Annotated in this window: 23 protein-coding genes and 1 other annotated feature; of the genes, 17 read left to right on the forward strand and 6 right to left on the reverse strand. The window is 26.3% G+C overall.

Annotated features, from left to right (window positions below; all coding sequences use genetic code 11):
- Window positions 1-10: 10 nt before the first annotated feature.
- The 3 genes from ABCP60_RS03605 to rocF all read left to right on the forward strand — a co-directional run bounded on the left by ABCP60_RS03605 (window position 11) and on the right by rocF (window position 3,100).
- Window positions 11-724 (forward strand): SprT family zinc-dependent metalloprotease, encoded by a 714-nt coding sequence (locus tag ABCP60_RS03605; protein ID WP_343101273.1) that lies wholly within the window; start codon window positions 11-13, stop codon window positions 722-724.
- 263 nt (window positions 725-987) lie between these two features.
- Window positions 988-1,938: an aminotransferase class IV gene (locus ABCP60_RS03610; protein WP_343101274.1), complete on the forward strand. Its 951-nt coding sequence runs from the start codon at window positions 988-990 to the stop codon at window positions 1,936-1,938.
- A gap of 253 nt (window positions 1,939-2,191) precedes the next feature.
- Complete coding sequence (gene rocF, locus ABCP60_RS03615) at window positions 2,192-3,100, forward strand: arginase (protein WP_343101275.1); 909 nt, start codon at window positions 2,192-2,194, stop codon at window positions 3,098-3,100.
- 312 nt (window positions 3,101-3,412) lie between these two features.
- Here rocF and ABCP60_RS03620 read toward each other — a convergent pair whose 3' ends face one another.
- The gene (locus ABCP60_RS03620) at window positions 3,413-3,952 is read right to left on the reverse strand and encodes a tryptophan transporter (RefSeq protein ID WP_195581079.1); all 540 of its coding nucleotides are present in this window, start codon (window positions 3,950-3,952) and stop codon (window positions 3,413-3,415) included.
- 138 nt (window positions 3,953-4,090) lie between these two features.
- Window positions 4,091-4,383: a binding site (T-box leader), on the reverse strand.
- A gap of 181 nt (window positions 4,384-4,564) precedes the next feature.
- On the opposite strand from ABCP60_RS03620, the gene bioB reads away from it, so the two are divergent.
- The 13 genes from bioB (at window position 4,565) to yjeM (ending at window position 19,819) form a co-directional block, all read left to right on the forward strand.
- Entirely contained in the window at window positions 4,565-5,515 is a 951-nt protein-coding gene (gene bioB / locus ABCP60_RS03625) for a biotin synthase BioB (RefSeq protein WP_343101276.1), read from the forward strand.
- A gap of 22 nt (window positions 5,516-5,537) precedes the next feature.
- The gene (gene bioD / locus ABCP60_RS03630; protein WP_343101277.1) at window positions 5,538-6,233 is read left to right on the forward strand and encodes a dethiobiotin synthase; all 696 of its coding nucleotides are present in this window, start codon (window positions 5,538-5,540) and stop codon (window positions 6,231-6,233) included.
- Between the two features lie 49 nt (window positions 6,234-6,282).
- Window positions 6,283-7,659 carry an adenosylmethionine--8-amino-7-oxononanoate transaminase gene (bioA, locus tag ABCP60_RS03635; protein WP_343101278.1) on the forward strand — a complete coding sequence of 459 codons (1,377 nt, stop codon included), beginning with the start codon at window positions 6,283-6,285 and terminating at the stop codon, window positions 7,657-7,659.
- 1 nt (window position 7,660) lies between these two features.
- A complete protein-coding gene (locus ABCP60_RS03640) occupies window positions 7,661-8,200 on the forward strand; it encodes a hypothetical protein (RefSeq protein WP_343101279.1) in 540 nt (179 codons plus the stop codon).
- A gap of 140 nt (window positions 8,201-8,340) precedes the next feature.
- A complete protein-coding gene (locus tag ABCP60_RS03645; RefSeq protein WP_343101280.1) occupies window positions 8,341-9,132 on the forward strand; it encodes a 6-carboxyhexanoate--CoA ligase in 792 nt (263 codons plus the stop codon).
- Between the two features lie 16 nt (window positions 9,133-9,148).
- Window positions 9,149-10,285, forward strand: a complete 1,137-nt coding sequence (gene bioF / locus ABCP60_RS03650) for an 8-amino-7-oxononanoate synthase (RefSeq protein WP_343101281.1) — start codon at window positions 9,149-9,151, stop codon at window positions 10,283-10,285.
- A gap of 55 nt (window positions 10,286-10,340) precedes the next feature.
- Window positions 10,341-11,279: a hypothetical protein gene (locus tag ABCP60_RS03655; protein ID WP_195929087.1), complete on the forward strand. Its 939-nt coding sequence runs from the start codon at window positions 10,341-10,343 to the stop codon at window positions 11,277-11,279.
- Between the two features lie 205 nt (window positions 11,280-11,484).
- Window positions 11,485-12,744: an MFS transporter gene (locus ABCP60_RS03660; protein WP_343101282.1), complete on the forward strand. Its 1,260-nt coding sequence runs from the start codon at window positions 11,485-11,487 to the stop codon at window positions 12,742-12,744.
- A 166-nt stretch (window positions 12,745-12,910) separates the two neighbouring features.
- Window positions 12,911-14,257 carry a sodium:alanine symporter family protein gene (locus tag ABCP60_RS03665; protein ID WP_343101283.1) on the forward strand — a complete coding sequence of 449 codons (1,347 nt, stop codon included), beginning with the start codon at window positions 12,911-12,913 and terminating at the stop codon, window positions 14,255-14,257.
- A gap of 93 nt (window positions 14,258-14,350) precedes the next feature.
- Window positions 14,351-16,003 carry a M20/M25/M40 family metallo-hydrolase gene (locus tag ABCP60_RS03670; RefSeq protein WP_092926082.1) on the forward strand — a complete coding sequence of 551 codons (1,653 nt, stop codon included), beginning with the start codon at window positions 14,351-14,353 and terminating at the stop codon, window positions 16,001-16,003.
- A 147-nt stretch (window positions 16,004-16,150) separates the two neighbouring features.
- Entirely contained in the window at window positions 16,151-16,834 is a 684-nt protein-coding gene (locus ABCP60_RS03675) for a hypothetical protein (protein WP_092926080.1), read from the forward strand.
- 45 nt (window positions 16,835-16,879) lie between these two features.
- Complete coding sequence (locus tag ABCP60_RS03680; protein ID WP_166505321.1) at window positions 16,880-17,647, forward strand: EFR1 family ferrodoxin; 768 nt, start codon at window positions 16,880-16,882, stop codon at window positions 17,645-17,647.
- A gap of 639 nt (window positions 17,648-18,286) precedes the next feature.
- Window positions 18,287-19,819: a glutamate/gamma-aminobutyrate family transporter YjeM gene (yjeM, locus tag ABCP60_RS03685; RefSeq protein WP_092926076.1), complete on the forward strand. Its 1,533-nt coding sequence runs from the start codon at window positions 18,287-18,289 to the stop codon at window positions 19,817-19,819.
- 67 nt (window positions 19,820-19,886) lie between these two features.
- Here yjeM and ABCP60_RS03690 read toward each other — a convergent pair whose 3' ends face one another.
- Window positions 19,887-20,165, reverse strand: a complete 279-nt coding sequence (locus ABCP60_RS03690) for a hypothetical protein (protein WP_092926074.1) — start codon at window positions 20,163-20,165, stop codon at window positions 19,887-19,889.
- A 230-nt stretch (window positions 20,166-20,395) separates the two neighbouring features.
- Here ABCP60_RS03690 and ABCP60_RS03695 point away from each other — a divergent pair, with 230 nt between their 5' ends.
- Window positions 20,396-20,863, forward strand: a complete 468-nt coding sequence (locus ABCP60_RS03695) for a hypothetical protein (RefSeq protein ID WP_343101284.1) — start codon at window positions 20,396-20,398, stop codon at window positions 20,861-20,863.
- A 70-nt stretch (window positions 20,864-20,933) separates the two neighbouring features.
- On the opposite strand, the gene ABCP60_RS03700 is transcribed toward ABCP60_RS03695, so the two are convergent.
- Genes ABCP60_RS03700 through ABCP60_RS03715 form a run of 4 tightly spaced genes read right to left on the reverse strand, consistent with a single transcriptional unit; the run spans window position 20,934 to window position 23,466 of the window.
- Window positions 20,934-21,764 carry an ATP-binding cassette domain-containing protein gene (locus ABCP60_RS03700; protein WP_092926070.1) on the reverse strand — a complete coding sequence of 277 codons (831 nt, stop codon included), beginning with the start codon at window positions 21,762-21,764 and terminating at the stop codon, window positions 20,934-20,936.
- A gap of 9 nt (window positions 21,765-21,773) precedes the next feature.
- Complete coding sequence (cbiQ, locus tag ABCP60_RS03705; protein WP_092926068.1) at window positions 21,774-22,454, reverse strand: cobalt ECF transporter T component CbiQ; 681 nt, start codon at window positions 22,452-22,454, stop codon at window positions 21,774-21,776.
- Entirely contained in the window at window positions 22,455-22,754 is a 300-nt protein-coding gene (locus ABCP60_RS03710; protein ID WP_092926066.1) for an energy-coupling factor ABC transporter substrate-binding protein, read from the reverse strand.
- Window positions 22,738-23,466, reverse strand: a complete 729-nt coding sequence (locus tag ABCP60_RS03715) for an energy-coupling factor ABC transporter permease (protein WP_343101285.1) — start codon at window positions 23,464-23,466, stop codon at window positions 22,738-22,740. Before ABCP60_RS03715 ends, ABCP60_RS03710 begins: the two co-directional genes overlap by 17 nt.
- Window positions 23,467-23,612: the final 146 nt, after the last annotated feature.

Consider the following 23,612-nt stretch of genomic DNA (forward strand, 5'->3'; position numbering starts at 1 on the left):
GAGGTATAAAATGAAGCTAGGATTTGAATACGGAACAAGATATATTAATTTTAATTTAATATATAGAAATAGAAAAACAATGAGTATAGAAGTAGAGCCAAGTGGAGAGATAAATGTAATCTCTCCATTAGGTTATGACACTGACATTATACTAGAAAAAGTTAAATCAAAAGCAAAGTGGATAATTCAAAAACAGTATGAAGTAGCAACAATAAGTAATCAAAAGATAGAAAGAGAAGCTGTTAGTGGAGAGTCTTATATGTATCTTGGAAGGAACTATTCTTTAGATATAGTGCTTGATGAAAGTATTAAAGATATAGAAGTGAAGTTATTTAGAGGCAAGTTTGTAGTAAGAACTTATAATAAAGATGGAGAAGTAATAAGAAAAGCATTAGAAGGATGGTATAGAGAAAAGACCTTAGAAAAAGTAAAAGAAAGAGTAAAGTACTATGAAGGGTATTTTAAGGAAAAAGTAAGTGATATAAAAGTTAAAGAACAAAAGAAAAGATGGGCAAGTTGTACGGCTAGTAATATTTTGCTTTTTAATTGGAGATGTGTAATGGCTAATAGCTCTGTGCTTGATTATATTGTTGTCCATGAACTTTGTCATATGGAGTATAAGGATCATTCCAAGGCATTTTGGGATAGAGTGAGTTCTGTGATGCCAGATTATGAAGTGAGAAGACATTGGCTAAAGGAAAATGGGATAAAGTTAGATTTATAAAATTTTATATTAAATTTAATCATACAACCCTACGTCTGGAAAATCGACGTAGGGTTTATATATATTTGTACAAGTTAGAAATATAATCAATTCAAATATAACATATTAAATACAAAGAGGAACGTTTCGTTCCTCTTTACTTGTAAACTTAAAATATAAAAATTTCCTGGTAGGGATATATAGATTATAATTTATATGTTTTGTATTAAAAATAAAATAATAACATATATATAATTAAATATAAAACTAGGGGGGGATAATCTATGGAGTATGCTGATTTAGACTGGAAAAACCTAGGATTTAAATATAGAGAAACAGATTATAGTTATATATCTAGATATATAGCTAATGATTGGGATGAAGGTAAAGTAAAACAAAATAGACTAAGTATAGATGAAAAAAAATTAGATATAGATTATATAAAACAGTGTTTCGAAGGACTAAAAGCATATAGAAGTAAAGAAGGAGATATTTACTTATTTAGACCTTATGAAAATATAATGAGATTAAATAGAAATTGTGAAAAGCTATTAATCCCAAATATACCAAAAGAAAAGTTTATAAAAGCATTAAAAGATGTAGTGAGAGCTAATGAAAGATTTGTACCACCATATGATAGTAAAGCTAGCTTATATATAAGACCATTTATAAGTGAAATATCAAACCAATCAAACCTTAAAATACCAAAAGAATACATATTTTCTATATATGTAACGCCAGTAGGGCCTACACCTATGAATCTTTCAAATATTATAATAACCAAAGATAGGAAAAGAATAGATGAAGTCAGTAATAGTACTAAAAGCTTAAAAGATAAAGAACTTATATATATAAATAAAAATAACAAACTTGAAGACATAAATAATACAAATCTTTTTATTATAACTAAAAATGATGTGTTTGTAAGTTTAAAATCTTCATCAGGACTACCTAGTATAACTAAAAATTCCCTTATGTATATTGCTAAAACCTATTTAAATATGAAGGTAGAAGAAAGAGATATATATTTAGATGAAATAGATAACTTTTGTGAAATTGGAACTTGTTCTACTAAATATATGATAAAGCCTATAAAAAGTATCATATATGAAGATAAAGAGTATATAGTGCAAAATAATAAGATTGGACCTATTACTAATGAACTTTATGATATATTAAGAGGAATACAATATAAAGATATACAAGGACCAAAAGATTGGGTCATTAAAGTTTAATTAGAATACTAGAGGGCTTTGATGTAGCTTATAAATATTTTATATAAAAATAGGGAGCTAAAAACTAGCTCTCTATTTTTATATAACATGGATGGATTTAGATTATTATTAAAAAATAAGAAGATAAAAGGACAAGCTAAATAGTAATTAATAAAAATAGCTTAAGAATAACTTAAAAAATGTATCATAAAATAATTACTAGTAAAGGTAGATTTTTAACTATAATAAGTAATTTCTACAAGGGGGATTTTTTATGAATGTAAATTTAATAGGTGTACCTACAAATCATGGATGTGACAGAAATGGAGCTCAATACGGGCCTAAAAAGCTTAGAGAAGCTAATATAGTAAACATAATGAAAAAAAGCGAACTAAGTATATATGATATGGGAGATATCTATGTAGAAGATATTAGAGAGGAAGATAAGTTTTTTAGCGATAAAAATATAAAGTACTATAATAGCATATATAATGTTAATCTAAATTTAGCACACATGGTATATACATCTCTAAATAATAAAGACTTTCCAATTATAATAGGTGGAGATCATAGTATAGCATTAGGAAGTATATCAGGTGCAAGTTCATACTTTAAAAATTTAGGGGTAGTTTGGATAGATGCACATGGAGACTTTAACACAGAAGTAATATCAGAAAGTAAAAATTCTCATGGTATGCCTTTAGCTTTCTTATGTGGTTATGGAGATGAAAGATTAGTAAACTTATATAGGCATAAAACTAAACTACATGAAGAGAATGTATTTCATATAGGTGGAAGAGATATAGATATAGAGGAGAGAAAATTGTTAGACAATACTAAAGTTAGTATGTATGACAAAACTAAAATTAATAAATTAGGAATTGAAAAGATAATACATGAAATAATTGAAAAATGTAAAAAACAAAATGTAGATGCAATCCATATAAGTTTAGATATAGATTTTATGGATAAAGATATAGTTAAAGGAACAGGAACAAGAGTTAGTGATGGATATAGCATAGAGGATACAAAACTTATATTAAAAGAACTTATAAATAGTGGACTTGTTAAATCTATGGATTTTGTAGAATTTAACCCAATTTTAGATGAAAACGATGAAACTCTTAATATATGTACGAACTTATTAGAATATACATCTAACTTAATTAAAAAGTTAAAATAAATAAAATAATTACAGATATATAAGTTATAAATAAGAACGATTTGTAGATAGATGCAATAGTATAGTAAGGGGTGAAGATATGACAAAAGCATATTATTGTCCTTACTGTAAAAACAGACTACAAGTAAAAACTTGTTGAGGTGGAGCCGAATATAGTTGCAGGTTCTGCAATAAGATAATTGCAAATGCTTATGTTTTGACAGAGGAGAAGTTAAGAGAAGAATTAGATAAAAAAGATAAATAAGTGTATAAATAATAAATAAAGCTACCTAATATTAGCTAAATTATAGGTAGCTTTATTTATTGTTTATTTTAAGCTCTAAAACTTCTTTTTAAAGATAAATTGACAATATTATATAAAAATATACCCACAAATAAGTTTATAATACAAGTAGGTAGTACTACTGTTAAAAATAAAGGTAAAAATGGAGCAGGAAGTCCTACTATAGCTTTAGCAGAGATTAAAAATATTGTACCACTAACTAAAGTACCAAAAGGTAGTATAATCATAGCTAATACACTTTCTTTTTTACTTTTAAGAAATTTATCTAAAAGCTTTATTTTATAAAACATAAACATTAGTAAATATATAAAATTAGCAGTTATAATTTTATCTAATAAATTTGGTATTTGGCCACCTGGAAACTTTGTAGTTAAAGCTGTAAATATTCCAGTGATGATTGCAGATATTACACAAGTTTTATAATCATATTTATTAAGCATCATTACTATAAATAACATAGCAAGTGCAAAATCAGGTTGCATAGGTAAACCTAAAGTAGGGGTGATTTGATGAAGTATTAAACCTATAGCTAAAAGTATTGAATTTGTTGTTATTTTTTTTGTTTTCATAAACGAAAAACCTCCTAAATTTTGATATTTTAATAAAATCTAACCAATGAGTGTTATTATCACAATCAATCTTTCATACCATAGAAATCACCTCCTTAAATATATTTGTATATAAAATAAAAAAACTCCGTCCTAAATAAATAGGACGAAGTCTTCTCCGCGATGCCACCTAAATTGCAATTTATATACAGTGTGATATCAAATATAAATATATTTAACATAACACTAAATATAAAAATGCCTCTTAAATCAAGTACTAACATACTCTACCTTCTATAACGTGAAGGACACGGTAAATAGTACTCTCTAAATAGATTTCCCTTTACTCCTCAAAGGCCCATTCATTAAGTTTTTTCATGCTAAGATTCCACCATCCTTAGCTCTCTATAACGAACCTAAACTTAACTACTACCCCTTATCAATGGATTAATATTTATTTATATTATGGTATTAATAAATTTCAAATTTGTCAATATGAAAAAATAATTATATAAAAAATTAAGTTATATAAGAAATATATTTAATGTAAACTTAAAATAAAAAATAGGTTGACGTAAATAAAAAAGTAAACTACTATATAATTAGTACCAGGTAATAAAAGGAGAATACAAAATGTTATATGAAATGACAAATAAAATAAAAAATGGACATTTAATAAATAGAAAAGAAGCAATAAAACTATTAGACTATGACTTTGAAAGTTTAGGAAAGTTTGCAAATGAAATAAGAGAATATTTTTTACAAAATGAATTTGATATTTGCTCAATAGTTAATGGTAAAAGTGGAAAATGTAGTGAAGACTGTAAGTTCTGTGCACAGTCATCTTATCATACTACAGATATAGAAGTTTACCCATTAAAAGATACAGACTACTTTGTAGAAGATGCAAAATATCATAAAGATAAAGGGATAAAAAGATATTCAATAGTAACATCAGGAAAAAAATTAAGCAATATAGAAATAGATAAAATAGTAAACTCCTATAAGGCTATAAACAAATATGTAGACATAAAAACATGCGCATCACATGGTTTGCTTAGTAAAGAAGATTTAAGAAAACTTAAAGAAGCTGGTGTCAAAAGATATCATAATAATTTAGAAACATCAAGAAATTACTTTGACAATATATGCACAACACACACTTATGATGAAAAAATAAAAACTATAAAAGACGCACAAAGTGTAGGACTAGAAGTTTGTAGTGGCGGTATATTTGGTCTTGGAGAAAGTGAAATAGATAGAATTGATATGGCTTTTGAGATTAGAGATTTAGGGATAAAGTCGATACCACTTAATGCACTAGATTATATAAAAGGAACAAAAATAGATAGTAAATCTATTGAGGAAGAAGACTTTTTAAAGATGGTAGCCATATATAGATTTATAAACCCAAGTGCTCAAATAAGATTAGCAGGTGGTAGAAATTTACTAACAAACTATGGAGAATTAGCTTTTAAATGTGGTGCTAATGCTACTATAAGTGGTGATTTATTGACAACTTGCGGAAATAGCATAGCTGACGATATAAAAATGATAGAAAAATTAGGATTTGAAATTAGATAATTTAAAAGATTGGATGATAAATATGGGAAAAGGCATATTTGTAATAGGAACTAACACAGACATAGGAAAGACTTTTGTAAGTGGAGCTATAACTTATAAATTAAAAAAACATAATAAAAATGTAATACCATATAAGCCAGTACAAAGTGGAGGTATAGAAGAAAATATAAAAATAATACCGCCAGATATTAAATATATAAGAGATATTTGTGATTTAGATATAGATTATAATACTATGAATACTTACTGCCTAAAAACAGAAGTGTCACCTCATTTAGCGTGTAATATAGAAAATGTATATATAAATAAAGAAAATATAATAAATCATTATAACAAACTTTTAAAAACATATGATTATGTTGTAGTTGAAGGTGCTGGAGGTATAGTTGTTCCAATAACTAATGATTATTTTTTATATGACCTTATAAAAGACTTAAATATGGATGTAGTAATAGTAGCAAATGCATCTGTTGGAACTATAAACCATAGTGTACTAACCTATGAGTTTTTAAAGTCTAAGAATATAAAATGTAGAGGAATATTTATAAATAATTACAATAATCAGTTTTATGAAGATGACAATATAAAAATGATAGAAAAAATAACCAACCTTAAGGTACTAGGTATTTTAAATAAAATTAAAGAGTTTAATAAAGAAAGTATATGTAAAGAATACGACAAACTTGATTTAGAAAATATACTTTCATTGTTTGAGTAAAAATTGTATTAAACATAGATGATTTTTATAAAAGTAAGGGAGAAAAAGTATGAGTATGAAAAAACTTCAAGAAAAAGATTTAAAATATATATGGCATCCTTGCTCTCAGATGAAGGACTATGAAACTTTTAAACCTATAGTAATAGAAAAAGGTAAAGGAGTATTTTTAGAAGATGTTAATGGAAAAAAATATTTAGATGCAGTTTCATCTTGGTGGGTAAATTTATTTGGTCACTCAAACGAAAGAATAAATAAGGCTTTATACAATCAAGCAAATACTTTAGAACATACTATATTTGCAAACTTTAGCCATAAACCAGCTATAAACCTATGTGAAAAAATTATAAATATAACTCCAGATAGATTAGATAAAGTATTTTTTGGAGATAATGGATCTTCGGCTATAGAGATAGCTTTAAAATTAAGCTTTCAATATCATCAACAGATAGGAAAGTGCAAAAAAACAAAGTTTGTAAAAATTAGTGATGCTTATCATGGAGAAACTACAGGAGCTTTAGCAGTTTCTGATATGGATTTATACAGTAAAATATATAAACCAATGTTAATTGATACTGTAAAAGTAGAAGGACCAGATTGCTTTAGATGTAAGTTTGATAAAAATAGAGACACTTGTAATGCAGAGTGTTTTATAAATATGGAAAATACTATAAAAAAAATTCATGAAGAAGTAAGTGCAATAATAGTAGAACCTATAGTTCAATGTGCAGCAGGAATGAAGATATATTCACCTAAGTATTTAGTTCATTTAAGAAAGTTATGCGATAAGTATGATATAAATCTAATAGCTGATGAAATAGCAGTAGGCTTTGGACGTACTGGTAAAATGTTTGCTTGTGAGCATAGTGATATTTCACCAGATATAATGTGTTTATCAAAAGGACTTACGGCAGGGTACATGCCATTATCATTAGTTTTAATGAGTAACAAAATATATAATGCTTTTTATGATGAATATAATACAATGAAGGCATTTTTACACAGTCATAGTTATTCAGGAAATGCACTAGGATGTAGTGTAGCAGTTGAGACTTTAAAAATATTTGAAGAAGAGAATGTATTAGATAAAAATAAAGCTAAAAGTGATTATTTAAGAAAAAAGGTAGAAAGTGTATTAAAAGATATACCATATGTTGGTGAGTACAGACAAATAGGTATGATAGGTGCTATAGAATTAGTTAAAAATAAAGATACTAAAGAACCATTTGAAAGTGAAAAAAGAGTAGGGTACAACATATATCAAAATGCATTAGAAAAGGGAGTTTTACTTAGAGCTTTAGGAAATATAATATACTTTATGCCACCATATGTTATAAGTGAAGAAGAAATAGATTTTATGGTAGAAGTAGCTAGAGATAGTATAATAAAATACTTTAAGGAAAATCCAGTTATTGATAAGGAGATGTAATATGAACAATAAAACTAGAGAAATAACACTAGTGGCATTATTATCAGTAATAATAGCAATATCAGGAACATTTAAATTACCAGGAATTATACCAGGAACAGAATTTCAAATGTCAGCACCAATTGCTATAGGTATATGTTCTACTTTTGGATTTAAAAGATATATAAGTTCAGGAATAATAGCTAGTATGATAAACCTTATTATGGGAACTCATACAATTTTAAATGTAATAGTAGCTATGACATTTAGAGTAGTAGCAGGTTCACTAATAGGTATTTTAGGTAGTAATATAATAGTAGTATCAACAGCCGGTATAGTAGGTACAGCAGTAGGTAGAGTAGTAATGGCAAGAATTACAGGTACACCATTTAAAGCATTAATTTTATCAGCACTACCCGGGATGATTTACACATTATTGTCTTCATATTTTGTATATAAAATAATAGAAAAAATAGTAAAAGTAACACCTTATAAGTCATTTATAAAAAAGTATGATAAAAAAGAAAATACAGTAGTAAATATTAAAGAAGAATTAGTATAAAATTATAAAAATAAATTAGAAATTAGTAAATCATAAACTAAAATAGTTTAAAAATATAAAATGCTATATTCAGAATTAATATTTTATCTGAATATAGCATTTTAATTATAACTCTAAAATCATATAAAGGATGATAACAAATGAATTTATATAGTATAAAGATGAGAGGGTCAAAAGAGCATAATCATATATCTGGAGCTGAAAGTATAGTAAGTGAAAAAGATTTACAAAATACAGTTAGTGTTTTAATAAAAAGAGCATTAACTCATTCAAAAGGAAAAAGTGATTATATTAATATAAAAATAGAAGAGGTTAAAAAAGAAGAATTAAAATATATAGATCCACTTTATGTTACAACTTTAAATACCAAAAATAAAAAAGAAAGCTATGAGTTTCTATATAATAATTTACTAAAATTAAATATAAATAGTAAAAATGCTATATATATTATAGATTTATTTAAAAGTATAAAAAATATGAGAGGTGCAGTACTTCTTGATGTTAATAATCTTAAAAGACTAGAAAAAGATAAGTTAAGAGGAATAAGAGCCACTTATATGGATTTTGAAGATTCAAAAGTAGATATGTTAGATAAACAATATGAATGTACTGACAACTTAAATAAAAATGAAAAGCTACTTCAAAATACACATTTTATAGAAGCGTTATGCTTATCATCTAAGGTATGCAATGCTCCTAATATAGTAGGTGAAATATGTTGTTCTGATGATAAAAATTATACAACAGGATATATAGCAAGTAAAAAATTTGGATATATAAGAGTTAAACATATGAAAGACATAGGTGAGGATAGAGGGGGAAGAATATTTTTATATGACTCTACTATAGATTCTAAATATACACTTGAAGATACTATAAAATATCTAGAAAATACCAAAGTAATAGTTAAAGACAAAGTCATATTTAAATAATAAATAAGGAGATATAATGGATAAAATAAAAGCAAAACTACAACAAATAAAAGAGAATAATCTTTATAGAAAGATAAAATATTTAAATAAACCACAAGATAAATATACAACTATAAATAACAAAAAAATACTTTTAATGTCTTCTAATAATTATCTTGGCCTTTGTAATAATGAAGAGGTTAAAAAAAGTGCAATAGAATCTATTAACAAATATGGATTAGGTTCTGGAGGTTCAAGATTAACTACAGGTAGCTATGATTTACACAAAAAACTAGAAGAAAAAATAGCAAAGTTTAAAGGGTATGAAGATGCAATAATATTTAATACTGGGTATATGGCAAATATAGGAGTAATAGCAGCTATATGTGATGAAGATTATTATATATTTAGTGATGAATTAAACCATGCATCTATAATAGATGGGTGTAGGTTATCAAAAGGAAAAACTATAGTATATAAACATAATGATATTAAAGATTTAACTAACAAGATAAATAAAATAAATCCAAAGCATGGAATAATAGTTACTGATAGTGTATTTAGTATGGATGGAGATATATGTAAACTAGATGAAATAGTTAAAATAGCTAAAAAACATAACCTTATATCTATAGTAGATGATGCACATGCTACAGGAGTAATAGGAAAAACTGGAAGAGGAAGTAGTGAGTATTTTAATATAAAACCAGACATAACAATAGGAACACTTTCTAAGGCAATAGGAAGTGAAGGAGGATTTGTATGTGCTAATAGTGATATTATTGATTATTTAAGAAATAAATCAAGAAGCTTCATATTCTCAACAGCACTTTCTCCAGCAGTTATAGGGGCATCAATTAAAAGTTTTGAAATTATTGAAAATAATCCATACTTAGTCAAAAAGCTAAAAGAAAATGTAGAATATCTATGTAAAGGTCTTAAAAATATTGGATTTGATATTAATAGAGAAACACCAATTATACCTATATTAATAGGAGATGAAAAAAAGGCAATTAAAATAAGTGAAAGTTTACTAGAAGAAGGTATACATATACCAGCAATAAGATATCCAACAGTAAAAAAAGGAGAAGCTATACTTAGAGTTACACTAATGGCAACTCATGATTTTTGTGATATAGATTTAGTAATAAATTCTATTAAAAAATTAATATAGTAAGAAAAATAACTATGATATGTTATAATGGATTAAAACGCCTAAGGAGGAAAATATGACAAATAGCCAAAACTTTAAGAGATATCTAAAAGAAAATGACTTAAAAGGATTAAAAACTATAAAAAAATCAGAACTTCACAATCATTGTGGCTTAGGTATGAAATTTGATAATATACATAGCTATACAAAAGGTAAAATAAAAAGACCTTCTAAAGAGATGAAGGGAATAAAAGGATTAGATGATTTTATATTTAATGAATATATGAATCATATAAAAACTAAAGAAGATTTTCTATGGACAATAGAAGCAACTATTAAAGATGCTATAGATGATAATATAGTAATACTTGAAGCTAGTGTAGACTGTCATGATATATTAAGATTTGAAAATGATAAAGATTTTTTTGATTGTATAGGAAGCTTAGTTGATAAGTACAAGGATAAAATAGATTTTAGACCAGAAATAGGTATAGCTAAAAGTATAAGTGATGAAAATCTTGAAAAACTAATACCTAAAATTATAGATAGTAAAGTGTTTAAGTCTATAGATTTATATGGAGATGAAGAAATAGTTGGATTTGATAGATATAAAATATACTATGATTATGCTAAAAAAAATGGACTAAAATTAAAAGTACATGCAGGAGAGTTTTTAGGTGCAGAAAATGTTAAAGAAGCTATAGAAACTCTTAATATAGATGAACTTCAACATGGATTTAGAGCAGTTGAAAGTGATTATGTATTGGACATGATAAAAGAAAGAAATATAAGATTAAATATATGCCCTACTAGTAATATATATCTAGGGGCAGTAGATGATATAAAAAATCATCCAGTTAGAAAAATATATGATAAAAATATAAATATAAGTATAAACACTGATGATTTAATAGTATTTGATTCCACTGTAAGTGAAGAGTATTTAGTGCTTTATAATAATCATATATTTAATGAAGATGAACTTGATAAAATAAGAATAAATTCTTTAAGATAAATGCCATTTATATGGCATTTTTTTTATAAATATTTAGAGTACATTTATTATAAAGGTAGTTTTAATAAAAAAGCATAATTAAAATTACATTTTAGCAAAATAAAAAGTCTTTTATAAAAATTATAGTTTATTAACAAGTAAAATATTTGTATACTGAAATAGTAAGGTAAAATAATTAAAAATAGTAAAAGGATAGGGGAGTAAGATGAAAAACTATAATAAAACTAAATGGGGTATATGGTCTGTACTTACATTTTCTTTTGTAATAGCTTATTTTCTAAGGTTATCTACGGCAGTTATATCTGATAATTTATCCTTAGAATTAGGATTTAGTAATATAGAAATATCTAATATTGCATCATTTACTTTATATGCATATGCACTTATGCAAATACCAGGGGGAATACTTCTTGATAGATATGGACCTAGAAAAGTATGTAGTATAGGTATGCTTATAGGTGGAATTGGTTCTATATTGTTTGGATTTATAGAAGGGATAAAAGTAGCCTATCTATCTAGAGTAATGATAGGTGCGGGAGTATCTGTAACTTTACTTTCTGTGTTAAAGTTTCAAGGAGGTTGGTTTAAAAAAGAAGAGTTTACATCAGCTACAGCTAAGTTTTCTTTTATAGGGTGCTTAGGTGGTGTATTTGCAACATTTCCATTAGTATTTCTAAATGATATTATAGGTTGGAGAAATTCTTTTATATTAATAGGTATTATAGGAGTTTTATGTGGGATAGTAATATATTTAGTAGTTAGAGATACCCCAAAAGAATATGGATTTAAAGTTGATATAGAAGTTATAGAAGAAGAAAAATTAAATTTACTTAAAGGATTAAAGTCTGTATTTAGAAATAAAGCGACTTGGTATAATTCTTTAATTATGTTTTCTATGGTTGGTATAACTACCGCATTTAGTAGTTTGTGGATAGTATCGTATATTACAGATGTTTATGAAGTTAAAAAGAGTGTAGCAGCTTTTATTGCATCATTTTTGACTTATGGTCTTGTATTTGGTGCTTTATTTATGGATTATGTATTTGCTAGAATAAAAACTAATAAATTTAATGTTATAAAATTTGGCAACATAATAAATATATTCATATGGTCTTATATAATACTTATAAGTAATGTCAAGCCACCTATTTTCACTCTTCCGATATTATTTTTTATAGTGGGAACTATAAATATGAGTCATATACAAGCATTTAATGATGTTCAATATAAAAATGAAGAAAAATACTCAGGATTATCTACTAGCGTTGTAAATACTTGTGAATTTATAGGTAGTGGTATAATAAATTTATTTATAGCTTTTACTATAGATATGAATGCTAGTAATGTAGTACTTGGATATAAATTAGGATTTGTGATATTTATAGCTATGAATATTATAGCTTTAATATCTGCTAATATGGGTATTAGAGAAGACAAAAAGGCTTTAGCTATAAAGGTAAATTAATATTTAATTAAATAAAAACACGAGTGTATAGGTAGTGATAATTTCTTATACATTGGTGTTTTTTATTATATTAAAAATAATAACTTTATACATTTATTAGACAGTATAGGAATATTGTTTAATAAATAGAAACTTCTCTATTTAATAAAATTATGGAGTTGGTATAATGTTTGAATTATTTGAAAGTTTTACTAATTGGCTATGGACATATCCTGTTTTAGTTATATTAGTAGGTGGTGGTATAGTAATGACTTTCACACTTAAGTTTTTTCAATTTACTAAGTTACCATTTATACTAAAACAGACTTTCGGGAAGATGTTCGCTAAAACTGATGGTGATGGGACTATAAGTCCATTTCAAGCAGCGACTTCAGCGCTTGCATCTACTATAGGAGCATCAAACATAATAGGAGTTCCACTTGCGGTAGCTACTGGAGGCCCTGGAGCTATTTTTTGGATGTGGCTTATAGCATTATTTGGATGCGCCCTTAAGTACTCAGAAATAATACTTGGTATAAAGTATAGGGTGAAAAATGAAGAAGGAGAGTATGTAGGTGGACCAATGTATTATATAAGAGATGGATTAAAATTGCCTTGGCTTGGTAGTTTATTTGCATTTTTCTTAATGATAGAAATAGCTCCTTCAATAGCAACGCAATCAGCATCTTTTGTTCAAAGTGCAGAAACCATAAATATAGCACCTATTGTATCTGGAATATTATTAGTTGCATTTGTAGGTTTTGTAGTATATGGTGGTATAAAAAGAATAGGAAAGATAACAGAAAAGTTAGTTCCTATAATGGCATGTCTATACATAGTTATGGCTTTAATAGTTATTGGTCTTAATTTTACTGAAATACCTAGAGCATTTATGCTAATAATAGAGAGTGCTTTTACACCTGTAGCAGCCTTTGGTGGATTCGCGGGTTCAGCAGTAGCATCTACCATAAAAGCAGGAGCAGCAAGAGGAGCTTATTCAAATGAAGCTGGTATGGGTACATCTACTATAGCACATAGTGCAGCAATAACTGACCATCCTGCAAGACAAGGTTTATGGGGAGTATTTGAAATAATAGTAGCTACATTAATAATATGTACTATGTCAGGATTTTTAGTATTAACAACAGATATATGGACGCAAGTTGGTGCTAGTAAGGCAGCAGCTATGCCAGCTATGGCAATGCAAACTGTATTTGGAAGTAGTTTTGGTGGAGGAATGTTAACTATTTGTATGCTTTTATTTGTATTCTCAACTATGATAGTAATAATATTTTACGGAGAAAAACAAGCTGAATATTTATTTGGAAGTAAGTTTGCTAAGGTTATGAGAATAGTTTACTTGGCATTTATAATAGTAGGTGCTTTAGTAGATTTAAGAAGTGTAATTGTATTATTAGACTTTACTTTAGCTGGAGTAATAGTTACTAATATGATAGGAGTTTTACTACTTAGAAAAGAAGTTAAAAAAGAGTCTGATAGCTTTTTTAACAATAAAGAGTTAATGAATAAATAGTTATTATAAATAAGTTTAGATTAAATGTTATTAACTGATTTATTTTTAAATGCATTACTATAATTTTTATATATAAAATTAGGGGGAATTTTTATGTGGTTAAGTAGTGAAGAACTTAAAAGTTTGGCTATTGAGTTAGTAGGTCAAAATAGTGTATCAGGAACTAATAACGAAGAAAATATGGCAAAGTTAGTGTATAAAAAATTATCAGAACTAGACTATTACAAAGAAAATCCAAATCACCTACACTTAGTTCCTTTAAATGATAGCTTAAATAGATATTTTGTGTGTGCACTTATGAAATCTAAAAAGCCGACTAAAAAAACATTACTTACAGTAGCGCATATGGATACAGTAGGAATAGAAGATGCAGGTAATTTAAAGGAATATATACTAAAACCATATGAGTATACTAAAAGATTAAGAGATAATATAGACAATTTAGATGAAGATTCTAAAAAAGATTTATTATCTGGAGAATGGTTATTTGGTAGAGGTATAATGGACATGAAGACAGGTCTTTCTATACAAATGTCTTTAATAGAGTATTTTAGCAAATTAGAGGACTTTGAAGGAAATATAATGTTGCTTGCTGTACCAGATGAAGAAACAAATTCAGAAGGTGCAATAAGTGCCATTCCTTTTGCTAATAAACTATTAGAAAAAGAAAATTTAGAAGCTATAACAGTACTTAATTGTGAACCAGATTTTGCATCTTATCCAGGTGATGACAATAAATATATATATCTAGGGACTTGCGGTAAACTACTTCCAGGTTTTTATGTAGTAGGAAAAGAAACTCACGTTGGAGAAAGTTTATCTGGAATAAATGCTAACTTAATAGCTAGTGAGCTTATAAGTAGATTAGATGTAAATACAGATTTTTGTGAAGACGTAAGCGGTGAAGTTACTATGCCTCCAACTTGTCTAAAATATAAAGACACTAAGGATTTATATAATGTTCAAACTCCAATATCTTCTATAATATATTATAATTTACAAACATTCAAAATGAATCCTAAAGAAGCCATAGATAAATTTAGGGATGTGTGTGAAGAATCTATAAATGAAGCTTATAATAAAGTTAAGAAATATCAAGAAATATACAAAAATAAAAGCAATTTGCCAGTAAAAGACATGGATTTAGATGTTAAAGTTCTTACTTTTGATGAATTTTATAGTCAAGTATTAAAAGATAATGGTGAGGATTTTAAAAGTCACTTAGATGAAATGATAAATATATGGATAGAAGATGAAACTTTAGATGAGAGAGATGTTAGTACAAATATTGTTAAAGAGGTTCATAAGTTTTCAAAAGACAGAAATCCTATGATAATAATATTCTTTGCACCACCATATTATCCGCATGTAGGACTTGATGAGAGCAGAGAATTTGATAAAAAGCTTATCAAAGTAGCTGATAAAATAATAGAAAAAGGCAAGAGAGAGTATAACGTAGATATTAAAAAACAAAAATACTTCCAAGGATTATCTGATTTAAGTTATTTTGCACTACAAGATGCAGATGATGTTATAGACTTTTTAAAACCTAATATGCCTTCACTTGGGTATAAATATAAGTTACCACTAGAAGATATTAAAAAATTAAATCTTCCTGTTATAAACTATGGACCTCATGGAAGAGATCCTCATAAGTTTACTGAAAGAATATTAGTAGACTATTCTTATGAGGTAGCTCCAAAACTTATAAGAGATCTAGTTTATGAGATATTTAATATAAAATAAAACAATAGAAATATAAAAAGCTATCTATTAATGATAGCTTTTTATATAAGCAAATTTATATATAGATGTAATATAAATTTGTTTATATAATTTTAAATTGTAGTAGAATATTAAATATAGACAAATAAAAAATGAGGAGCACATGGTATGGACAAAAGAAAAAAAATTATAATAAGCATCATAGTAGCAGTTTTAATCATAAGTGGCTTTTTTATATTTAATAAGAAAGAAGAAAAAGAAGTTACTATAACCCCTACTAAAAAAGAAGAAAATGTATCAAATAAAACAGAAAGCATAGAATTTTTAGAGGCAGTGGCTGGAATTAAAGCAAATAACGTAGAGATAATAAAAAATCCAGTAGGTATAAAAGGCGAATTTATAGCACCTAAAGAAGCTATTTTAAATGGTGTTAATTATTTTCTAGAAAAAACTAAAAATAATAAAATAAATAAATTAAGCATAAATATAGAAGATGGATATATAAAAGCAAGAGTAAATTATGAAATAATGAAAAATATAACCACTCCAATAGAAGTTAAAGTTATACCATCTTTAAATAAGGATAAAGATTTAGTATTAAATATAGAAGAAGTAAAATTACTTGATTTAAAGATAGCTAATTTTATAGTAGATATGGGATTAAATAGTTTTATAAAAGATTGGTTCCCAAAGGAAAAAGGTATATTAGTAGATTTTAATGAAGGAAATGTGATAGTACATAAAGAAAATTTCAAAGATATAAAATTAGAAAAGATTAAATTAAACTCTAAAGGACTTAATATTGATATGATAATAAACTTAGAAAATATAATGCTAAAAGAGTCAAAATAAAGCTTTGTATTAGGGTTATATGAGTTATAAAAAGGAGGCGATTATTTGTATAAACAAGGGGCAGTAATTTATTTTTCAGGAACAGGAAATACAGAGTACGTAGCAAAATTATTTAAGGAAAATTTTGAGTTAAGAAATATAAGTATAGATCTTATAGATATACAAAAGCATAATAAATTAGATAGAGAGTATGATTTTTATATATTTGGTGGACCAATACATGCTGATATGATACCTGATATTTTAATAGACTGGATAAAAAATATAAAAGATACAAATAAAAAATGTATAATATATTCAACACTTGCAGATAAAGAAGACAAACAAGGAAGAAAATATCTTGGTAAAGTAGTTAGTAAAAAAGGATTTGAAGTATTAGTGGATGAAGCTATTTCTATGCCAAATAATTACTATGTAGCTTTCTTTAAAAGAGATAGTGAAGAAGAAATAAAACAAAGCATAGTAAATGCAAAACCAAAGGTAGAGGCTATAGTAAATAAGTTTTTAGAAGAAAATTTAAAAATTATAAATTATAGTAAAAAGGTATTTAGCAGTAAAATAGTTTATGATATGTTTTTATTGTATACTAAAAAATTTCCTAAAAAGAAATTTTCATTGGATAAAGATAAGTGTATAGACTGTAATATATGTGAAAAAAATTGTCCTACTAATAATATATCTATGAATAATAAGCAATTGACATTTAAAAATCAGTGTATAGGATGTTTAAAGTGTATACATAGATGTCCTACTAATGCTATTTTATACAAAAAACAAAACTTTAAACAATACAATATAAACAAATATATGTAAAATAAAAGATATAGAAGCTAGCAAAAGCCTCTATATCTTTTTTTATATATCACTTATACTTTTAACCTTTTAACTATTTTCAGTGGTTTAATATATAATAAAAATATTGAGTAATTCTAAATTGAACTTTATATTTTTAAAGAAGAAAACAATTGCAAATTTATAGTTAAAAGTTTATCAATTTAGAAATGAAGTAATCACAGTAATAAAAATAAAAGAAAAATTATTTTTTTAAAATCTTCTTATTAATCTTTCGTTTGAATAAAATTTAATCAATTATTCAAAAAAATCAAAAATTGAAAAGTTATTAAAAATAATTAATGAATTAAATGATTAAATGATTTGAAAATACTAGTATCAAAATAAAGTAAACACATTGAAAAATGTAGTATTAGTATATGTTAATTTTGAAAAGGCAAATACTTATGCAAAGAAAAAAATATATAAAAATGAAAATTAAAATTAATAAAAAATCAATTTTTAGAAAAATAAAATAAGTTACAAAATAGAAAATATTGTGAAAACACTGCAGAGTATTGTCGAAATAGCTTGTCGAATGTTATAATTTTATCATCCCTTAAGTAATACAGATGAAATTACAAAAGGAATAATCAAAAATAAATATTATGAGGTGCAAAAATGGGAAACAACACAAGTAGTGCAAAGAAACTTACTTTAATGTCATTAATATTAATGATATTTACATCAGTGTTTGGTTTTGCTAACATGCCAAGATCATACTACTTAATGGGATATGGAGCTATACCTTGGTATATACTAAGTGCATTAGTATTCTTCATACCTTATGCATTCATGATGGCAGAATACGGATCATCTTTCAAAAATGAAAGTGGTGGTATGTATTCATGGATGGAAAAATCTGTAGGACCTAAGTATGCATTCATAGGAACATTCATGTGGTATGCTTCTTATATAATATGGATGGTTAACGTATCTTCAGGTATATGGATACCGTTTTCGAATGCCATATTTGGAGCAGATATAACTCAAAGTTGGAGTTTATTTGGATTAAGTTCAACTCAAACTATAGGAATACTTGGTGCTTTATGGATAGTATTTGTTACAGTAGTAGCAAGTAAAGGTGTTGAAAAGATAACAAAGGTTACTTCTATAGGTGGTACATTTGTTGCCTTATTAAACATAGTATTATTAGTTGGAGCATTAGCTGTAGTTATATTTAACGGTGGAGAATTAGCTCAACCAGTAAACAATTTTGCAGATGCATTTTTAACTTCTCCAAACCCTGCTTACCAAAGTCCATTAATGGTATTATCATTTGTTACATTTGCAATATTTGCATTTGGAGGACTTGAAGTTTTAGGAGGATTAGTTGACCAAACTGAAAATGCTGAGAAAACATTCCCTAAAGGTCTTGCTATATCTGCTATAGTTATATCTATAGGATATGCTATTGGTATATTTGCATGTGGTATGTTCACTAACTGGGCTGATATACTATCAGACAAGAGCGTTCACATGGGTAACGTTGCATATGTTTTAATGCAAAACTTAGGATACCAATTAGGACATGCTATGGGAACTACTGATGCTGTAGCTATGCAAATGGGTGCTTGGACAGCTAGATTCGTTGGTTTATCAATGTTCTTAGCATTCATGGGAGCATTCTTCACATTAACATATTCACCACTTAAAACTTTAATATCTGGTTCACCTAAAGAAATATGGCCAGGTAAGTTTGCTGAGATGAAAAATGGTATGCCAGTAAACGCTATGAAAGTTCAAGCTATAATAGTTATAGTTATAATATTAGTAGTAGCATTTGGTGGTAAAGGAGCAGCTGACTTCTTTAATATATTAGTTCTTATGACTAACGTAGCTATGACTATACCATACTTATTCTTATCATCAGCATTCCCAGCTTTCAAGAAAAAGCAATTAAATGGTGAAGTTGATAAAGCATTCGTAGCTTACAAGAAACAAGGTGCTGCAACACTTGCTGCTTGGATAATAGGAATAATGGTTGGATTTGCTAACTTATTCTCAATAGTACAACCTGCAATAGATGGAAAGTTCTTTGATACAATAATGATGATATTAGGACCAACATTATTTGGTTTAATAGCGTTCTTATTATATAGTAGATATGAAAAGAATCATTTAAGCAAAAATAGTACAAAAAAAGCAAGCTAGAATATAACTGATTAGTAAAATAAATTTCATGTTTGAAACTTTTAAAATATAGCTATTTAAGTTTAACTTAAGTAGCTATATTTTTTTGTATATAATTTAAAGAATCATCTAAATTATTAAATGTTTTTCTAGGTATTATAAGTCTTTCTATATTATTGCCAACAGTATAAAAATCAAATATTTTATCTATTCTTATTTCTATAAAATCATCAATATAACTTATATATATACATTTAGTATATTTAAAGTAGGTTTTAATAATTACTGCTTTAGTACTAGTAGTTTTTATTAAGGTATAGTCATATAGATTTAAGTTTTTTTCTAGATAATTTATATAGTCATCCATATAATTCCTCCTTAGAATATATTATAATTAGATTATTGACAAAAGATAAAAAAATAATCTATAAAACATTAAATTATATACTTAAATAGATTAAAATAGCTATTATTAATTTATGTTTCAATAACAAAAAGGTTGATTTGTCCATTTTGCCAATGGTTTTACAAAACTTGTAAAATAAATAACAATTGTGTATGATAAAATTATTAATATGAAATTCATGGAGGGCAAATATGAAATTAGTAGATTTAAACAATTACATATTAAATGATTTTGATAAGAATATCTTAAAAAGAATGACTAAAGATAGTGAAGTAAATTTAAATAATTATGTTTGTAGCGTTATATGTGATTTAGTAAACTTTATACCTATGGGGGAAGAATTAAAAAAGGGAGTAAAAGAAAATATAAAAAACTGTGATGAAGTAGAAGTAGGTGAAATAGCAACTTACACAAGTTTAATACCTTATGTTCAATTAGAACTTAAAGATAATAAAGATGTGGCTATAATTGCTAATAGCTTAGTTGAAAAGCTTATAAGTTATATAGTGGGATACTTAAGCAAAGAAGAGTTTGATAAAAACTTAGAAAATATTCAAGGTATGTTAAATATTTCTTATATGTTTTATGATGGGCTAGTTAAATACTTTACTTTTAATAGAGAGTATATAGTAAGTACAATAGATAAAAATATTAAATAATAAAAATGCTGGATAAGGTAATGGGCCTTATCCAGCATTTAATTATTTATTAAGTTTAAAATAAAACATGTTATACAAGAGATGTAAGTTGATTAGTATTTACACATTGATTAAAGTAATTATACAAATCTTCTTCTTTTTTGAATAAAGGCAGATTCATATTTTTATGAACTTTTACAAGCCAAGGGATATTTAATCCTACTTCCTCAATAATCTTAGCTTCTTTAAAAACTTCCATACAATTACCTTCAATAACAATACTACCTTTATTTAAAACATATATATAATCACAAATCTCATATATTAAATCCATATCATGACTTGAAATAACTACTTTAATTCCATTATCGCATAAATTTTTTAAAATATTTACTATAGCTTTTGTGCTTTTAGGGTCAAGTCCTGCTGTAGGTTCATCTAAAAGAACCACTTTATTTTCCATAGCTATAACAGAAGCTATAGCTACTCTTTTTTTCTGACCATAACTTAAAAAGTGGACTGGTTTATCTATTAAATCTAAAGCATTGACTAATTTTAATGCATTATGTACTTTTTCTTTTATTTTATCTTCAGGTACACCTATATTTCTTAGTGAAAAAGCAACATCATCATATACTCTTGAATAAAATATTTGCTTATCTGGATCTTGAAATACTATACCTACTTCTTTTCTTAAATTGTACAAATCTTTCTTTTTATATGAAAGTTCTTTATTGTTATAAAATATACTTCCTTCAGAGGGCTTTAATATACCTACTAGATTCATAAATAAAGTAGACTTACCAGAACCATTAGCTCCAATTATCCCAATCATATTTCCTTTTGAAAAATCTAAATTTATATTGTTTATTGCTTTATTTTCTTTTTCATATTTATATGTTAAATTATTTACCTTAAACATGATAATCTCCTATATATGAAATTTCCCATCATACAACTTCATATCTAAGGTTATACTCATATCTTCATATTTTCTCATCATTCTAAAGAATAAGATTTTTATAAGTAGTGCTGTTGAGTTATAAGAATTTTTTAGATTTATATAACCAAATCTTAATTCTTGAGATTTATAAATATCTTTTATTTCTTCTAAAAATATGAATATGAATCTATATGTCAAAACCATAAGTTCTACTAATGTATCTGGGATATGTAATTTTTTTAATATAATTATTAATTGGTTAAATGGTGTAGTAAGTATTAAAAAATAAATAGATATAACTGAACTTATAGCTCTTAGTAATATATAAATTGAGTTTTTAACTGAAAATAAAGTTGTTCCTATATATAAGTTAAAAACTTTGATGTTAAATATAAAGCCTTGATTTTCAAATGATATGTTAATCATATTAAGTATAGTTCCTATAATTAAAAAATATATAGGTATCCTTAAACATTTTATATATAGTTTAATATTAACTTTTGCTATAAAAATGATTAAAAAGCTTACTATTAACATTACCAAAAAATGAAGCATTATATTATTTATAATTACAGAAATAGTTAAGGCTAAAAAGCTAATAAGCAATTTAGCCATAGGGTTAGTATTTCTTAAAGCATTTGTATATGCACATTTATCAATTTCCAGCATTTATTTTTTTTCACCTTTTTTTCTTCCTAGATAGTAGCCTATAAATCCAGCTCCTATAGCTGCTTGTGTAGAGAATAGTAAGCTCTCTATTTCTCCACTAGGTGGCTCGTATAAGCTACTAAACCAAGGTTTATAATCCGGATTTATCTCTGTTATTAGGCCCTCTGCCTCTCCATCAGCACCACCATATTCAGCTGATGAATTTAATAATAAAGGAGTTATTATAAGTATTATGGTTAAAGCTAATAATATTAAATTTTTATTTCTAAGTTTGTTTTTAGTTTTAGAATTTGTACTCATTAATTTCAACTCCTTCTTCATTTTGTGTTATTAAATTATATACTAAAGTAGTTAATAATCCTTCTGCTATAGCTATTGGTATCTGAGTCGTGAAAAATACTCCTAAAAATTTAACTAAAGACATCATAACTCCTCCACTAGGATCAGGGAAGGCTAGTGCTAGTTGAGTTGCTGTTACTGTATATGTAGCTAAATCACCTAAGGCTGCTGCTAAAAATACACTCATTCCAACATTTACATTTCTTTTTCTACAAAATTTAAATATTAAATAGGATACTATTGGTCCAACTATTGCCATTGAAAATGCATTAGCACCTAAAGTAGTTAATCCTCCATGTGCAAGTAATAATGCTTGGAATAATAAAGCTATTGTTCCTATTACTGCCATAACAGCTGGTCCAAATAATATTGCACCAAGTCCTACTCCTGTAGGATGTGAACAACTACCTGTTAAAGACGGTATTTTTAGTGCTGATAACACAAATACAAAAGCCCCTGCTAAGGCTAATAAAACCTTCTTTTTAGGATCTTGTTTTACTATGGTATTAATAGATTTTAACCCATATATGAAAAATGGAATAAATACTATTGTCCAAAGTATAGACCATTTTGCGGGTAAATAACCCTCCATAATATGCATAGCACTAGCATTTAATGGATTTAAAATGATAAGTAGCACACCTGCTACTAATGATAGTGGTAAAAAATTCATCTTTATACCTCACTTTCAAAGTTTATTAAATTTTTATGTGATAAATTAATGTAAGTATATAATGGGTAAAGACGAAATTTGATTTGCTTTAACTAGATGTCTAAAATTTATATTATTCATAATCAAAAATTAGATTAGTTTGATTA

Origin of the sequence: Romboutsia sp. MSSM.1001216sp_RTP31141st1_G3_RTP31141_220114 (assembly GCF_039031195.1) — a bacterium.
GTDB lineage: Bacteria > Bacillota > Clostridia > Peptostreptococcales > Peptostreptococcaceae > Romboutsia_C > Romboutsia_C hominis.

Bases quoted from the DNA above. Each gene is read 5' to 3' on its own strand.
- ABCP60_RS03605 (WP_343101273.1), top strand. From the start codon at position 11: ATGAAGCTAGGATTTGAATACGGAACAAGATATATTAATTTTAATTTA.
- ABCP60_RS03610 (WP_343101274.1), top strand. From the start codon at position 988: ATGGAGTATGCTGATTTAGACTGGAAAAACCTAGGATTTAAATATAGA.
- rocF (WP_343101275.1), top strand. From the start codon at position 2,192: ATGAATGTAAATTTAATAGGTGTACCTACAAATCATGGATGTGACAGA.
- ABCP60_RS03620 (WP_195581079.1), bottom strand. From the start codon at position 3,952: ATGAAAACAAAAAAAATAACAACAAATTCAATACTTTTAGCTATAGGT.
- bioB (WP_343101276.1), top strand. From the start codon at position 4,565: ATGTTATATGAAATGACAAATAAAATAAAAAATGGACATTTAATAAAT.
- bioD (WP_343101277.1), top strand. From the start codon at position 5,538: ATGGGAAAAGGCATATTTGTAATAGGAACTAACACAGACATAGGAAAG.
- bioA (WP_343101278.1), top strand. From the start codon at position 6,283: ATGAGTATGAAAAAACTTCAAGAAAAAGATTTAAAATATATATGGCAT.
- ABCP60_RS03640 (WP_343101279.1), top strand. From the start codon at position 7,661: ATGAACAATAAAACTAGAGAAATAACACTAGTGGCATTATTATCAGTA.
- ABCP60_RS03645 (WP_343101280.1), top strand. From the start codon at position 8,341: ATGAATTTATATAGTATAAAGATGAGAGGGTCAAAAGAGCATAATCAT.
- bioF (WP_343101281.1), top strand. From the start codon at position 9,149: ATGGATAAAATAAAAGCAAAACTACAACAAATAAAAGAGAATAATCTT.
- ABCP60_RS03655 (WP_195929087.1), top strand. From the start codon at position 10,341: ATGACAAATAGCCAAAACTTTAAGAGATATCTAAAAGAAAATGACTTA.
- ABCP60_RS03660 (WP_343101282.1), top strand. From the start codon at position 11,485: ATGAAAAACTATAATAAAACTAAATGGGGTATATGGTCTGTACTTACA.
- ABCP60_RS03665 (WP_343101283.1), top strand. From the start codon at position 12,911: ATGTTTGAATTATTTGAAAGTTTTACTAATTGGCTATGGACATATCCT.
- ABCP60_RS03670 (WP_092926082.1), top strand. From the start codon at position 14,351: ATGTGGTTAAGTAGTGAAGAACTTAAAAGTTTGGCTATTGAGTTAGTA.
- ABCP60_RS03675 (WP_092926080.1), top strand. From the start codon at position 16,151: ATGGACAAAAGAAAAAAAATTATAATAAGCATCATAGTAGCAGTTTTA.
- yjeM (WP_092926076.1), top strand. From the start codon at position 18,287: ATGGGAAACAACACAAGTAGTGCAAAGAAACTTACTTTAATGTCATTA.
- ABCP60_RS03690 (WP_092926074.1), bottom strand. From the start codon at position 20,165: ATGGATGACTATATAAATTATCTAGAAAAAAACTTAAATCTATATGAC.
- ABCP60_RS03695 (WP_343101284.1), top strand. From the start codon at position 20,396: ATGAAATTAGTAGATTTAAACAATTACATATTAAATGATTTTGATAAG.
- ABCP60_RS03700 (WP_092926070.1), bottom strand. From the start codon at position 21,764: ATGTTTAAGGTAAATAATTTAACATATAAATATGAAAAAGAAAATAAA.
- cbiQ (WP_092926068.1), bottom strand. From the start codon at position 22,454: ATGCTGGAAATTGATAAATGTGCATATACAAATGCTTTAAGAAATACT.
- ABCP60_RS03710 (WP_092926066.1), bottom strand. From the start codon at position 22,754: ATGAGTACAAATTCTAAAACTAAAAACAAACTTAGAAATAAAAATTTA.
- ABCP60_RS03715 (WP_343101285.1), bottom strand. From the start codon at position 23,466: ATGAATTTTTTACCACTATCATTAGTAGCAGGTGTGCTACTTATCATT.